Here is a 14933-nt window from a genome sequence, read left to right on the forward strand (position 1 = left end):
GAGGAAAAAAATTCCTCTGCTTTTTAGCTGTAATAATGAATAAAAAAATCCTTAAAGATCTTCAGCTCTGGAGAAAAATCCGCCTCAGCAATCATGGAATAGCCTACGATTTTTCGAGCCACATCCGTGACCTCAACAATGGCAATGTCCATCTCCTCCACGATTACTTCATCATATTCAGAGATCGCTGTGATCCCTCGCCCCTGCTTCAACAAGCGAAAAACAAACAGCGGGTCTGCAGTCGCGTATTCTAACTTGGGGATGTAATTATTCGCTGCCGCATAGCTGTTGATGAAGGCGATAAAGCTCTTTTGAAATAAGGAAAAGATGAACGTTTCATCCCTAGTCTCCAGAAAGGACAGCTTCTTCTTATTCGATAATGGATTCGATTTTGGAATACACAGCAATAAGGGCAATTCAAACTGAAAAAGCGGCTCGATATTTTTCAAATCAACCTTTGTGGTAGTAATCGCCAGATCTACCTGCCCCAGCTCCAGCATCTCAATCGCCTCCTGCGTCGTGACAAAGCAAAAATCAATCACTATGTCTGGATGCTCCCGCTCAAACACATCCTTGAAATTATGTAAAACGACATCTTCTGCGACTGCTAACGAGAGATGATGCTCCTGTCGTTTAGACGCGATCGCTTCGACCTGATCCATCAGCTCGACGATTTCCTTCACCGGCACTAAAATTTTTCGTCCATTCTCATTCAGCTGGAGCGATTTGCCCTTCCGATCAAAAAGTGTCGTATCCAGCTCCTCCTCCATTCGTTTTAAAGCCATACTTAACGATGGCTGTCCGATATACAAGGCCTTCGCTGCCTTTGAAATATTCTCTGTCCGCGCAATCTCAACAAAATACCTCAGCTTCTGAATATCCATTCTCCAAATCCCCCCTCAATTCTTATTATAGCGAGAACTAATAGGAGATAGTATTCAAATTTTTTATCCAGTCACTGATTGCGGGATCGGTCTTCTCGTTTGAAAAGGAAGGGATAGCAAAAGTCCATAAATCATTTTTAGCTAAAAGAATAATTTATGGACCCTCACTATGTTTTCTTTTAGCAGCTGTTCTGCTTTAATAGACTCCTAAGCAATAAGAAGCACACGAAAAAAGCAGGAGAGCTCCCTGAATTGGCAACTCTCCTGCTTTTGTGTTTAGTATGTTTTGTATTTCCGTACTACATTTTTCTGGCAAAGAATGAAACGACTAATACCAAGACAATCGCTCCAATCAGCGATGGTACGATTGCCATACCGCCAATGACTGGTCCCCACGTTCCTAATAAGGCTTGTCCGATCGCTGAACCTATCAGTCCGGCGATAATATTTGCGATGATTCCCATTGAAGAGCCTTTGTTAGTGATCGCTCCAGCGATGGCACCGATGACTCCCCCTACGATTAATGACCAAATAAATCCCATGATTTATTTCCTCCTTTAGTATTGATTAATCCACTCGCGGTTCATTGTTTTCTTTAAGCTTATCCGCGCCGTTATTTACTGCTGTTTTAGCCTTATCCGTTTGCTTTGAAGCAAAGTCGCCTGTTTTCTTGGCAGCATCTGTTACTTTGTCTTGAACGGTTTCGCTATCTTTTGCAAACTCTTCTTTTGTTTTAATATCCTTGACCTTCACATTGACCTCGATCACATCCAGGTGCGTCATGTCTTGAACTTCTTTAGCGATAATTTTTTTGATTTGTTCGAAGATGTCATTGATATCTTTTCCGTATTCAACAACAACCTCCATATCCACTGCGACCTGTTCTTTGCCGACTTCGGTTTCGATGCCTGCTGTAACATTGTCCGTATTGACTAATTTTTCAGCTGCGTTAGAAAAGAAGCCGCCATCAACCGTCAATAGACCATCGACGTTTTCTAGTGCGATCCCAATAATTTTTTGAATGACTTTATCGTCATAAGTGACTTCACCCTTCATTGATGCACCACTTTCGTTAGCTTGATCAAATCCGTTATGCGTTGGCTTTGCTCCGTCATTACTGTGTGTACGGGCGTTTTGTTCTGCATTAGGCGGTATTACTGGCTCCGCATGTGTGACTGGTGTGTGTGTTTGATTCGTATTTTTATTGTTTTCCATATTGAAAACCTCCTATGATTTAAAATAATGATCCATTAATTTGGTTTCTTTTAAATAGAAACCCACTCTGACCCCGATCGCTACCATAAGGAGGATCAGCAGTGTTTTGAAAAAACCGACTGACAGCCATAAAACAGCTAAGATCAGGCCAAGCACTCCGAAAAGAATCGGAAGCTTGTAGGTCGATAAAAATTCATTCATGTCACAAACCTCCTATTTTACACGAGTGTCATCTGAATATTGCTTGTGCTCTGTCTCTTGATAACCGGTATATTTCACAGCAACCTTCACTGGTTCCTCGGTTCCAAGCATTTGTTTTACCTTTTGTTCGATCTCACTCATCAACGTTCCTGTTTTTCCAATCAATGAGGAGGTCCGTTTTAATTTTCCTTTGATATTTACCTTTATTTTATTGCGTGTCGCCCGAACGACTACTCTAGGTGAATCGACAAACTCCTCGTCACGCAGGTAAGAACGCACCATGCCCTCGATCGCCGATTTGTCCAGCGTCAGCTGACCATCGCCGCGTTTTAGGGTAAAGGTACTGATCGTTTTCGGATAGAAAAGCAGCACCAAAATCACGATCAAAAGAATGGCCACAAAAACTACCGCTGCCCAAAAGATATATTGCTGCATGATGTTGTTCGTCACCGAGAAGAAACGGAAACGTTCCAGCATAAATGGTAATGGATAGACCGAGCTTAGCAGTATTGAAAACAGCAGCACTGTTATAAGAACGATGGAGACGATGATTCCAATTGCTTTTATTCCTCTATTCATTTTTTGCACCTCCAAATGACGTAAGCGTCGCTTATGGATTGATCGCTTCTCCGCCGGTAACACCATAGATCTGAGCGGTCACATAGCTAGCCTTATTAGAAGCTAAGAAGACATACACATCTGCTAATTCAGCAGGCTGTCCCGCTCTTTCCAGCAAGCTATCTTGACCAAACTCTGGAATCGCGTCTGTCGGCTGTCCGCCGTCCAGTTGCAGCGGTGTCCAGATTGGACCAGGAGCTACGCCGTTTACTCGGATGCCTTTAGGCGCCAGCTGTTTCGCTAAACCGATTGTAAAATTGGCGATCGCTGCTTTGGTTGAGGCATAGTCAAGCAGATGATCACTTGGATTCGTCGCTTGAACAGACGTCGTAGTTACGATTGCGCCTCCTGCCGGAATATGCGGTACCGCTTCTTTTACGATGGCGAACATCGCGATAATGTTCACTGCGAAGGTATCTTTGACCTGCTCCATCGGTAAATCAACGATTGATTGAGATGAAATCTGTTGGCCAGCATTCAATACCAGCGTGTCTAAACCGCCTAGCTCCGCAACGGCCTTTTCAACCATTTCCTTCGGAGCGGCTTCGTCTCTTAAATCATATGGCAGCAATGCCGCTTTGCAGCCAGCTTCCTTGATATAGTTCGCCACTTCCTCTGCGTCGGCCTCTTCACCAGGGAAAAAGTGCAACGCGATATCCGCACCTTCTCTTGCATAAGCGATCGCTGCGGCACGCCCGATCCCAGAATCTCCGCCTGTGATTAATACACGGCGATTTTCTAGCTGGCTCGATCCTACATACGTTTCCTCTCCGCAATCAGGTACAGGCTGCATGTTTTGCTGCAGCGCCGGAGTGTCCTGATCTTGTTTTTGAAATTCCTCCGTGTGATAAAGTCTACGTGGATCAATTAATTTTGGTTCACTCATAGTTATCCTCCTTGAAATATTTATTTTGTATAATCCTTTTTAAACAGATAATAGCCAACCACCACTGCGGCAACGACCGCACCTGCGACGACGAGTAAAAACCCTAAAGTCGAGCTCTTCCCCGGCAAGCCGCCAGTGTTCATACCCCAGAGCCCAGCGATCACCGCTGGAATCGAAATGACCAGCGCGGTTGAATCAAGATATTTCATCAGATGATTCAAATTATTGTCCATCATGCCATTAAAAAGGTCTCCGATACTTTCCAATAAATCGCGGTAGATCGCGATCATTTTTTCTGTTTGCTTTTGCCGTAATTGGACATCGTACAACAAGCGTTCATCAGCCAATCGCTGGATAAAATTATCTGAAGCCCATAAATTGTCCAGTGTTTCTCTCTGATCTCTTAACGTGTGGTCGATATACACGACGTCACGCTCTAAATCCGCTTGCTTATAGAGCTCCTCATTTTCTGTCGTCTTGCGTGCTTCCTTATCCAACGCATCAATCGTTTTTTTCATTTCCTTCAACTCTTTTACATAATGCGTGTATATATCTAAAATCGCGTAGGCGATGATTTTTTCGAAAGAGTTAAGCTGTTTCGGATATTTCTTAATCAGATGTTCAACAAAATTGCTTTCCCTATCCAGACTGGTGATCAATAATTCATCCGAGAGAATAAAGGAAATAGGCGTCAGCCGTTTTTCGATCCGCTCCTGTTTACTAGAAAGATCAATCACGATCAACGAAAGCGGGTTTCTTAACGTAGTCCCTGAAAGCCGCTCGACTCTTGATACCTCTTCAGGATAAGCATTTCCCATAAAAAGATCCTTTGGCAGCCGATACTCTGTAATGACTTTTTCGATTTCTTCAGTATTGCTGCTATCAACGATCAGCCAATTGAAATGCGTCTCATCCGTCATTAGTGCTTTTTTCTTATCAACAAAATAATGGTCCACCATTACTAATATCGCCTCCTGCTAATCAGAAATATGCAGCCAGCAAAGGTAAATCAGCTCCCTATTTTTTGACAAAATCAGCTCCTTTTTTAAATTGTCTCTAATCTCTACACTATTCAGCATAGGACGACTCGTTATTTTAGGCAAAAAATATGCTTATAAATTCTTTTAAAACTAACTAATAATAAGCAATTAAGCGAAATGTTAAGCGCTCGCAATGAAGTTAGTTATGTTTTGTGATGTTTTTTTAATTGAAAACCTACTTATATATCTTTCTCTCATTTAACGAAGCATTACAAACATTTCACAAACTAAATCTTTCCATTTTTTACCCGCTTTTGTTCTCGCCGAATTTTAATTTAATGTTTTTACACTCTCTACAAATAGAAAAAAGCTTGATCAATCGATGAAATCATCACATCGGTCGATCAAGCTTTTCTAAGTTATTCTGTTACTATTTGATATTATGTCTTCTCACTAAAACAAGGGCAGCATAGCTAGGAGAAATCCCAAACACACCATTTAAGATCAAATCACTATTCTTATAGATGGATCGATTTTTCACTTGTGGTTCAGTTAATTTAACTAAGCACATTAAAAACATTTTTGTATCCCTACAAAAAATGAAGAGTCTCCCATTCTCTTTTGGAAGACTCCTGCGTTCTTGTCATCTCTTATTCTTATTTATGCGCAAGCTGCAGCTCTTGAGAGTCTAAACGAACTTGATCATAAACAGCTTCATCCATTCTATATCCTTGTCCCCAACAGGTTTTAATAATTGGGCCATCAATATTTTGCATAGCTAACTTATTTTTCAAATTCTTAACTAGTACGGATAATTGAGACATTGTTGAATTACATTTTTTTCTATTCCACATACGTAAGCATAGTTCTTCTCGAGAGACGATTTTCTCTTTCTGTTGATAGAGAATGATAAACAGCTTTAATTCTCCACCGCTTAAGGATAAACCGGATAATGGCCGTCTCTCTATCGATTTTTGTAGTAATACAACGTTCCCCTCTTTTATTGTTTTCTTACAACTTAGCTTTTCTCTTAATACCTCAACTCTTGGATCTCTTTCGATCCAATCGTCAATTCCTTGATCTATCCACTTTTGCATTTGATGATCGTCTAGCTGTTCATCTGACTTTCTAAGTATTTTTATTGAAAATCGGCTCATTTTTTTTACTATCTGAATTGCTTCTGAATTATCAATTGTTTCACTTAACACAATGAATTGAAACATTTCAAAAAACCTGATGTTCAATCGATCCATAAGGCACTCATCAATAATTACAGAGGAAATAAATACCTCGTGTCCCAATTGAAGTATTTTTCTTTCAAAGGATTCCTCATTTAATGTATTTTTTGTTAACACTAATATCTGACTCATTAAAACTCCCACCTTCTAGTTTTCACTATTATGTAAATACCGTCCGAGATCATCGAACGGTATTTCGATGCTGATACAAATCAAATTTGGTTCTGGATAGAAAGATAGAGACAGATAGTCAATACAAACCAGCCAATAGAACAAACGACCAATAATCCATTAGGAATGAGGGTTTTTAACTTTTTCAAACCGTGTCTTTCGCAATACACCATTTCCTTCATCAATGTAATTATTGCGACCGTTAATAGACCTACTCCCATCACTCCTGTAAACCAGATGTAGTTATACATAGAAATTCTCCTTTATCCGTTTTCTACGGAGCATCACTCAATGTCCAAGTTAATGTTGACTCGTACGTTTCACCAGCTATTCCACTATTCGCTGGCAATGTCAGTTGCACATCATTTAGCGGTATCCTTGCTTGCCAGGTTCCATCACCAACACCTACAGGACTATTCATCACTAAGACATCAGTATTATTTGATGTCAGATGAACCGTGCTTTGAATGGTCGGTAAGCTTCCAGCTGGGCTCGGATCAACCGTTTCTGTAGAAGTATTTGGATTATTCACCTGTTCTAATTTTGGTTTGAAATCCATAGAAACCCCTGTACTCAAGGTTCGTGAAGGATGGGCTGCTTGTTTGAAGCTATCTAATTTGGCTGTTAGTCTCCACCCAGGCATACCCGCTCGATCATCAAATAATCGAACGAACAGTCCATCGCTGATTGTGTGCGATGCGTACGAACTTAGCTTTAATAGTGAAACTTGAGAGTAATTATTGACCGTTACATCTTCAAAAGAAAACTTACTCGGCACATTCTCTAATCCAATATCTGTTCCAGGTGGAACTGGTTTTGAATCCTCATCCTTGATACGAACCTGACCTTTCACAATATCCTGTGCCAATTTTACTGATTGAGCACTGATAACTGTCTCTTTAATAGCGTTTGGAGCTCCAGTAGGTTGTGTTTTAAATTGAATAGTTATCTCTCCGCTAGGTCCGATAAGCGGGATTGATGTGCCTGTCCAAAACGAATCTGCTTGAGGAACACCATCTACGATCGTACTATTTGCAACATAATCAGGAACTGAATCCAAGCGCATATCCGTATCATCCAAATTAATCGGATCTGAGGAAGTATTTTTCACCTTCGCTGTCCATGTTACTTGATCTCCACTAGCTACAACAGAAACATCTGGTGTTAAAGTAAGACTCCTGTTAGGTGTCGCTTTTTTATAGATGTATTTGAAAACAGTATCCTTCGTCATTGACTCACTAGGTTTTCCAACACGCAGAGTATCTGTTCCAGGTATTTCTGAATCTTTTAACCAGCCTTGATATACCCAATAATCATCATTAGAATCCTTAATAATATTCTGTGGTGCTCCATTGAAAGTAGAATTTAAACCTGCTAGCTGGCTAATGTCATGGGAACCACCATCCAAACTGTTGCCATTTTCGTCAAAATACTGCTCATCAGCCTTGACATAGGATTTATAGACTACCTTTATTGGAAACGCCTCATTCTTTTTAACTGGTACAGCAATGGGGTGTACCGTATTTAAAGTAGCGGGTTTCACCCACCCTGTATACCAGCCCTCATATTTATAAGTAATTCCCCCCGAGACATATTCCATTGGGACATCGTGAGGCACTAATCCCCATCTTCCAGTCTGACCAAACTTATAAGTTGCAGTTGGAGAATCAATCCCCCAAATGTAGCCATCAATGAAACCTTCAGATACAGGAGTTGGAATATCGTTTCCTTCTTCATCCACAAAGTATTCAGACATCAAGTTGTAAAGAACTGGATATTTAGGGATTACATCTGTATATTCTTCACGAATCTGAAGTCCTTCTCCGCCATAACTAGGTACATACTCCATCCTAGTCTCATTTCTTCCTACTGCTCCACTATATTGCCCTGGTATGGACGCAGAAAGAGACAAGTTCCCTGCATTTGAAAGTGTATAGGTGACACTTCCAGTCAAAAGATCTGGATCTTTTGAAGGATGAATAACTCCACTCTGCCTTAGCTTTCTATATACTGTTACCGGACTGATAGGTGCAGTTATATTAGTAGGTCCGTGTTCCAGCCCTCTAATTTCACCAGACAAATCTAGGGTAATATACGTTTGCGAATAATATCTTGGAAACTGATACGGATAATCATACCAGCCTTCATAAAGCTGAGTCGCATTATTATATTCCAGCTGAAACTCGTGCTTCGGCATTCCATAAGCTGGAGAAGATGTTTCCTTTGCCACCATCCAAATATCCAAACCTTCTATTGGGGTCCCTGTTGCATACTCAACACGGAGTTGGATAAACCGCTTAAATGGACGCATGTGTTCAGGTCCAAATGGTTCTCCAGCTGCGAGAGGTTGAATCTTTATTCCCTCTTCCTCCATGGCAGACTTTTTTTCTTTCTCTCCCTCTCCAGTTTCTTTTGAATCAGAAGATGTTGTATCAGGTTCCTCTGAATTTTCACTTGTACTTTTTGTTTCTTCGAAGCTTTCTATTGCACTTTCCTTCGTTGTTGTGGTTTCCCCATCAGCGTAAACATCTGAATTTAAGGGAACTAAAACTACCGAAAGCAATAGAATTAATGAAAACAGAGAAGAAACTTTCGCTATTTTACTCATCCCTTCCCTCCCGCTTTTATCAATTTTTCCTATTTAAGGAGCATCGCTCAATGTCCAAGTTAATGTTGATTCGTACGTTTCCCCAGCTATTCCACTATTTGCTGGCAATGTCAGCTGCACATCATTTAGTGGTATCCTAGCTTGCCAAGTCCCATCACCAATACCTATAGGACTATTCATCACTAAGACATCAGTATTATTTGACGACAAATGAACCGTGCTTTGAATGGTCGGTAGGCTTCCAGCTGGGCTCGGATCAATCGTTTCTGTAGAAGTATTTGGATTATTCACCTGTTCTAATTTTGGTTTGAAATCCATAGAAACCCCTGTACTCAAAGTTCGTGAAGGATGTGCTGCCTGCTTGAAGCTATCTAATTTGGCTGTTAGTTTCCACCCAGGTACACCCGCCCGATCGTCAAACAATCGAACAAACAATCCGTCACTGATTGTGTGAGATGCGTACGAACTTAGCTTTAATAGTGAAACTTGAGAGTAATTATTGACCGTTACATCTTCAAAGGTAAACTTACTCGGTACATTCTCTAATCCAATATCTGCCGTAGGTGGAACTGGTTTTGAATCCTCATCCTTGATACGAACCTGACCTTTCACAATATCCTGAGCCAATTTTACTGATTGAGCACTGATAACTGTCTCTTTGACCGAATTCGGTGCTCCACTTGGTTGTGTTTTAAATTGAATAGTTATCTCTCCACTAGGACCGATAAGCGGAATTGAAGTTCCTGTCCAAAACGAATCTGCTTGAGGAACACCATCTACAATCGTGCTGTTTGCGACATAATCAGGAACTGAATCCAAGCGCATATCAGTATCATCCAAACTAATCGGATCTGAGGAAGTATTTTTCACCTTTGCTGTCCATGTTACTTGGTCGCCACTAGCTACAACAGAAACATCTGGTGCTAAAGTAAGACTCCTGTTAGGTGTAGCCTTTTTATAGATGTATTTATAAATGACATCTTTTGTCACGGTTTCATTTGGTCTCCCAAGACGAGGCATATCATACAATGGATGCTCATTATCTTTTAACCAACCTTGATACACATAATAATCACCATTGGAAATTTTTTTTACATTTTGCGGCGTCCCAGCAAATAGACTATTTTCAGGAACTGGCTGGACGGAATCGAAAGCCCCACTATCTAGACTTCCCCCGCCACCTTCGTGAAGATATTTCTCAGTCACTTTATAATGCGCTTTATATACAACGCTTATCGGAAATCCAGATCCAGCATTAACAGGCACTGTAATCGGATGAGTAGTATTTAAAGTAGCAGGCTTTTTCAAGCCCTTATACCATCCTTCATACTTATAAGTCTTCCAGCCTGATACATATTCCATTGGAACATCAGCAGGTGGCATTCCACCAGCCCCTGTTATCCCAAACTGATAAGTTGTTGGTCCAGGTACATCCCATTGACGACCATTACTGAATCCTGATGGCGCCGGAATTGAATTCCCATGATCATCCACGAAGTGTTCACTCATGTTCATTTTTAATGTATGAGAGTAAGGCGTTGAAGTTTGCCTATTTCGTACATAAGCTATTGAACTGATTGGCGTAGGCGAGCTCCAAACTACCGCACTAAAACTTTCTGAATCATCAAGTCTTTTCCCCCAATTTCCTGATCCCCAATTAGCAAATTGAACATTGGCAGTTCCAGTAATACTAAGCATATTATCTGGATCCATAGAGGATGTTCCCGCTCTTCTTTCATAAAGGGTATACGTGTTTGGGTAATCCTCAGTAATTGCTGTAACACTTGGAATATTTTCAATCTTTACTTGTAGAGCAACACCTTGAGACTGCGTGGTCGTTGGAGGAATTGGATGTGGATAATCCATCCATCCTTCATAAAACTGCGTCGCACTATTATATACTAGATTTACTTGATAGCCAGTAGGCAGAGTATTCCCTGCAAGATAATCAACCATCTCTCCATTGAGGTCCAATCCTTCAATAGGTGTTCCATCAGGAGTATGAAATTTAAAGCGAACTGAACGTTGATGCATAAGAAGATGCTGAGGTTTGAATGGATCACCAAGCGCTCTTGTTCCTAGTTGCTGTTTCTTTGTCCCGCCTTTTTCTGCTGGTTCTACCTGTTCAACTTCCTCAACTTGAGTTTCCACTGTAGATTTCTCTTGCTTTTCTCCAGTAGTAGAGGATTGTGTTGTCTTTACTTGTTTTTCTTCTGTCAATTTTTCTGCAAAGTAGAATCCTTCAGAGGTTAAGAGCAGAGAAAATAGAATCGAATAAAACAAAATATTTTTCAATGTTTTAACCATGATTTTTTTCTCCTTTAAGGAGCATCGCTCAATGTCCAAGTTAATGTTGATTCGTACGTTTCCCCAGCTATTCCACTATTTGCTGGCAATGTCAGCTGCACATCATTTAGTGGTATCCTAGCTTGCCAAGTCCCATCACCAATACCTATAGGACTATTCATCACTAAGACATCAGTATTATTTGACGACAAATGAACCGTGCTTTGAATGGTCGGTAAGCTTCCAGCTGGGCTCGGATCAATCGTTTCTGTAGAAGTATTTGGATTATTCACCTGTTCTAGTTTTGATTTGAAATCCATAGAAACCCCTGTACTCAAAGTTCGTGAAGGATGTGCTGCTTGTTTGAAACTATCTAATTTGGCTGTCAGTCTCCACCCCGGTGCACCCGCTCGATCGTCAAACAATCGAACGAACAGTCCATCACTGATTGTGTGAGATGCGTACGAACTTAGCTTTAATAGTGAAACTTGAGAGTAATTATTGACCGTTACATCCTCAAAGACAAACTTACTCGGTACATTTTCTAGCCCGATATCTGCCGTAGGGGGAACCGGTTTGGAGTCCTCATCCTTAATACGTACATTTCCACGTGCAATATCACGACTTACCTTCGTGGATTCTGCACTGATGACTGTCCCGTGATAGGAATTAGGAACACCAACATGCTGTGTTTTAAATTGGATAGTCACCTCTCCGCCAGGTCCTATCAATGGAATAGACGTGCCTGTCCAAAAAGAATCCGATTGTGGCACTCCATCCACCACTGTACTTCCAGAGACGTAATCGGGAACTGAGAGTAAGCGCATGTCAGTATCATCCAAATTTATCGCTTCTACAGAAGTATTTTTCACCTTCGCTGTCCATGTTACTTGATCTCCGCTTGCTATATGAGTAGTGTTTGGTGTTAAGGAAAGACTTCTACTAGGAGTTGCTTTTTTGTAAACATATTTGAACTCTGTATTTTGTGTCATGGCTTCATTTGGCTTTCCAGAACGAGGAGTATCTGTTCCAGGTAATTCGGTATCTTTTAGCCATCCTTGATAAACATAATAGTCCCCATTTGAAGCCTTTATAATATTCTTAGGTGTTCCCGTAAAAGTAGAATCCAAAGGAACCTCTTCCGCAGTTTTATCATGAAGTCCAGACTCCAAACTGGTTCCATCACTTTTATAATATTTCTCTGTCTTTAGTACATGAGAACTATAGACCACTGTGATTGGGAATCCTTCATTTTGTTTTACATTTACAGTAATCGGATGAGCCGTGTTCAAAGTAGATGGCTTTGTCCACCCTGTATACCAGCCTTCATAATTATACGTGATTCCACCAGCTACATATTTCATGGGAACATCCGTCTCCTTAGGCCCGACCACATTTGTTCTACCAAATTCATATAGTGTTGTTGGCGTGTTGATATACCATTGCCGATAGTTCCAAAAACCAGTCGGCGCCGCAATCGTATCACCTTTTTCATTCACAATATGTTCTGTCATATAGTTATAATTAACATTGAAAGAAAAAGGGGTTGCAGGTTTATAGTTAGTTATAGAAGCTGGCTCTCTAGATGCAGAATACGAGATACTAGTACTAGGGGAAAGATAGCCTATCCATGATTTGTCAGCTTGCTTATATAGCCCCACTGGATTATTCGTTATCGAACCAACCGTAGGGTTATCTGGATCGAATGAAGGAATGGTTATCCCTCCATAGAAACCACTACGTCTAGTTGTAGTAGTAATCGTATTTTTATAATTTTCAGTAATTGAGGTAGCTAAATCTAAATTTCTGATTATTAAATAACTCTGCATTGTTATTGAATAACTAACCGACGGAGGTGGTGAATAAGGAAATGCATAGGGATAACGAACTACGCATTCATATAATTGAGTTGTACTATTATATGAAAACCTATAAGTGCTGGATGGCATAGGTCCACCACCTCCAACTGTGGTATCCCTAAGCTCCAGTTCAACATCTAGATTCTCTACTGGTGCCCCAGTAGGATACTGAAATCGAACCTGTACCAGAGTATCTGGATAATATAAATGCTCTGGTCTTAATGGTTGGCCCGCTGCAAACGGTTGTATTTTGATCGCTTCCTCGCTGCTCTCCTCTTTCCCCTTCTCGACTTCCTTTGTATCAGAAGTTTTTGTTGTTACTTCTTGACTTTCATTTGTATTTTTTGTTTCTTTAGTTTTTTCTATTGTGCTTTCTTTAGTCAGCTCCGTTTTCTCTTCGGCATAAACAGATTGATTCACAGGAAAAAAAGTTACCATTAACGATATAAGTAGCGAAAATCGAACGAAGCGTTTGGTTGAGCTACTCATATTTTTTCCTTTCATACAACCGATTCAATACAAACGCCATCAATAGGACAAGTATTCCCACTATAATCCAGAGACTAGTACTCTTCTCTCCTGTTGTCGGCAGCATCTTATTGGCTCCAGCTGAGACAGGCGTATTACCTCCAGTCCCGTTACCATCTTTAGGTATTTCTCGATGAAGATTATTCGATTCGCTCTGTGAATCACTACTAGTGGAGGAACTGCTGCTGTCTTGAGTATGGCTAGTAGATGGCTCAGTATTTGTAGAGCTGCTACTGCTAGAACTGTCGCTCCCCTTGACAAACCCCACGCCAACTTCTGTTTTCCCTATAGTAGTACTAGCTTCAGATATGCCACTTTTTAAACTTGCTAAGAGAAAAGCCGCAACAAAAAAAATATACACTTTTTTTCTTTTACTCATTTTCCCCCTCCTTTTTCGATCGATGAATCCTTCGATACACAAGGTAACCAATGACTAAAACAGAAGAAATACTACAAATGATTGTCCATTGCTTCCACCAATCCGGCAAAATGAATTTCACGACAGCTTGTTCATTCATTTCCTTTGCAATTTTCGCTGTAATGGTAAATTCTTTCTTGAATTTCCAGCTTTTTTCTTTATCTTTGGCCTCACCTTCGAAGATGTAAGTTCCTGGGGCTACACTATCTTTTCCCCAATCAATTTGAAAAGGCAAAAATGAATTAGGGGCGATTCGTGCGCTGTCGATGGTATGTTCCGCCAATATCTTTTGACTGCTTTTTTTTGTAATGTTTCCTTCTATTTTGACTTTATCAAAGGTCTCAGCATTTGGGTTTTGAATTTGTGCCTCAACAACCTTACTTCCATAGTCAACCATAGGATTAATTTTTTTGAGCTTAAGTTCTGTGTTCCCAAAAATACTTGTCTCTGCATTTTGTACCAGTGCAATTCCACTTACATACCCGTAGCGATTTGAGACAGACATTCCCTTTTGTGTCTTCTCTTCGGATTCTTTTTGACTAATATGAACACCGCCTAGAATCACTCCTGAAAAAACTTGATCGTTTAGTTTAATCGTAAGGCTGGCTTCACCTTCGCTCCAAGCCGGGATAGTCACCGTCTTATTATCTGGTTTGACAATATCAGTGATAGGCAATTTTAAACTAGAATCCAAAGGTGTATCTAAATCATCGTAAACAATGATTCCATTTTTATTGGTTTTAGCAGGATTGACCAGAATCTGATAAGTTTGTTCCTTATCAGTGTTATTGAAAATCTTAACCTTGATCGTTTGCTCATGGTCTTTTCCTATTGCCAAATGAAAGTAGCTTTTTGCTTTATCAACTTGGTTTTCTGGAATTTCTGCACGAATAGTAAAGCCTGCACGCTGTTCTGTCTCATCAATTCTATTTTGTTCTTTTGCATAGCCTCTATCAGGTAAAAATAGAAACAGGAATAACAAAGACAATCCAATCAAAAATCTTGTTCGTTGCTTCATACGTCTCTCCTAAAAACAGCTGA

14 protein-coding genes are annotated in these 14933 nt (G+C 40.4%); all 14 read right to left on the bottom strand.

The window, feature by feature from the left end:
• Positions 1-23: 23 nt before the first annotated feature.
• On the bottom strand, positions 24-884 hold the full coding sequence (locus tag JZO85_RS10265) for a LysR family transcriptional regulator (protein ID WP_207108428.1): 861 nt from the start codon (positions 882-884) through the stop codon (positions 24-26).
• 299 nt (positions 885-1183) lie between these two features.
• Positions 1184-1426: a GlsB/YeaQ/YmgE family stress response membrane protein gene (locus tag JZO85_RS10270; RefSeq protein ID WP_207108429.1), complete on the bottom strand. Its 243-nt coding sequence runs from the start codon at positions 1424-1426 to the stop codon at positions 1184-1186.
• A 25-nt stretch (positions 1427-1451) separates the two neighbouring features.
• Positions 1452-1940 (bottom strand): Asp23/Gls24 family envelope stress response protein, encoded by a 489-nt coding sequence (locus tag JZO85_RS10275; protein WP_242550319.1) that lies wholly within the window; start codon positions 1938-1940, stop codon positions 1452-1454.
• Between the two features lie 171 nt (positions 1941-2111).
• On the bottom strand, positions 2112-2300 hold the full coding sequence (locus JZO85_RS10280) for a DUF2273 domain-containing protein (protein WP_207108431.1): 189 nt from the start codon (positions 2298-2300) through the stop codon (positions 2112-2114).
• A 12-nt stretch (positions 2301-2312) separates the two neighbouring features.
• Positions 2313-2879 (bottom strand): alkaline shock response membrane anchor protein AmaP, encoded by a 567-nt coding sequence (gene amaP, locus JZO85_RS10285; RefSeq protein ID WP_207108432.1) that lies wholly within the window; start codon positions 2877-2879, stop codon positions 2313-2315.
• Positions 2880-2910: 31 nt separating this feature from the next.
• Complete coding sequence (locus tag JZO85_RS10290) at positions 2911-3804, bottom strand: SDR family oxidoreductase (protein ID WP_207108433.1); 894 nt, start codon at positions 3802-3804, stop codon at positions 2911-2913.
• A 20-nt stretch (positions 3805-3824) separates the two neighbouring features.
• Positions 3825-4763, bottom strand: a complete 939-nt coding sequence (locus tag JZO85_RS10295) for a magnesium transporter CorA family protein (RefSeq protein WP_207108434.1) — start codon at positions 4761-4763, stop codon at positions 3825-3827.
• Between the two features lie 677 nt (positions 4764-5440).
• A complete protein-coding gene (locus tag JZO85_RS10300) occupies positions 5441-6154 on the bottom strand; it encodes a helix-turn-helix domain-containing protein (RefSeq protein WP_207108435.1) in 714 nt (237 codons plus the stop codon).
• A gap of 80 nt (positions 6155-6234) precedes the next feature.
• Positions 6235-6444, bottom strand: a complete 210-nt coding sequence (locus JZO85_RS10305; RefSeq protein ID WP_207108436.1) for a hypothetical protein — start codon at positions 6442-6444, stop codon at positions 6235-6237.
• Positions 6445-6467: 23 nt separating this feature from the next.
• Positions 6468-8801, bottom strand: a complete 2334-nt coding sequence (locus tag JZO85_RS10310; protein ID WP_207108437.1) for a WxL domain-containing protein — start codon at positions 8799-8801, stop codon at positions 6468-6470.
• A 33-nt stretch (positions 8802-8834) separates the two neighbouring features.
• Positions 8835-11108, bottom strand: a complete 2274-nt coding sequence (locus tag JZO85_RS10315) for a WxL domain-containing protein (RefSeq protein ID WP_207108438.1) — start codon at positions 11106-11108, stop codon at positions 8835-8837.
• Positions 11109-11122: 14 nt separating this feature from the next.
• Positions 11123-13435: a WxL domain-containing protein gene (locus JZO85_RS10320; RefSeq protein WP_207108439.1), complete on the bottom strand. Its 2313-nt coding sequence runs from the start codon at positions 13433-13435 to the stop codon at positions 11123-11125.
• Positions 13428-13853, bottom strand: coding sequence for an EF2685/EF0750 family sortase-dependent surface protein (locus JZO85_RS10325; protein WP_207108440.1), 426 nt, complete (start codon positions 13851-13853; stop codon positions 13428-13430). Before JZO85_RS10325 ends, JZO85_RS10320 begins: the two co-directional genes overlap by 8 nt.
• Complete coding sequence (locus JZO85_RS10330) at positions 13846-14910, bottom strand: WxLIP family cell surface protein (protein ID WP_207108441.1); 1065 nt, start codon at positions 14908-14910, stop codon at positions 13846-13848. The genes JZO85_RS10325 and JZO85_RS10330 overlap by 8 nt, the downstream gene beginning before the upstream one ends.
• Between the last annotated feature and the right edge of the window lie 23 nt (positions 14911-14933).

Origin of the sequence: Candidatus Enterococcus murrayae (genome assembly GCF_017315985.1) — a bacterium.
GTDB classification, from domain to species: Bacteria; Bacillota; Bacilli; order Lactobacillales; family Enterococcaceae; genus Enterococcus_A; species Enterococcus_A murrayae.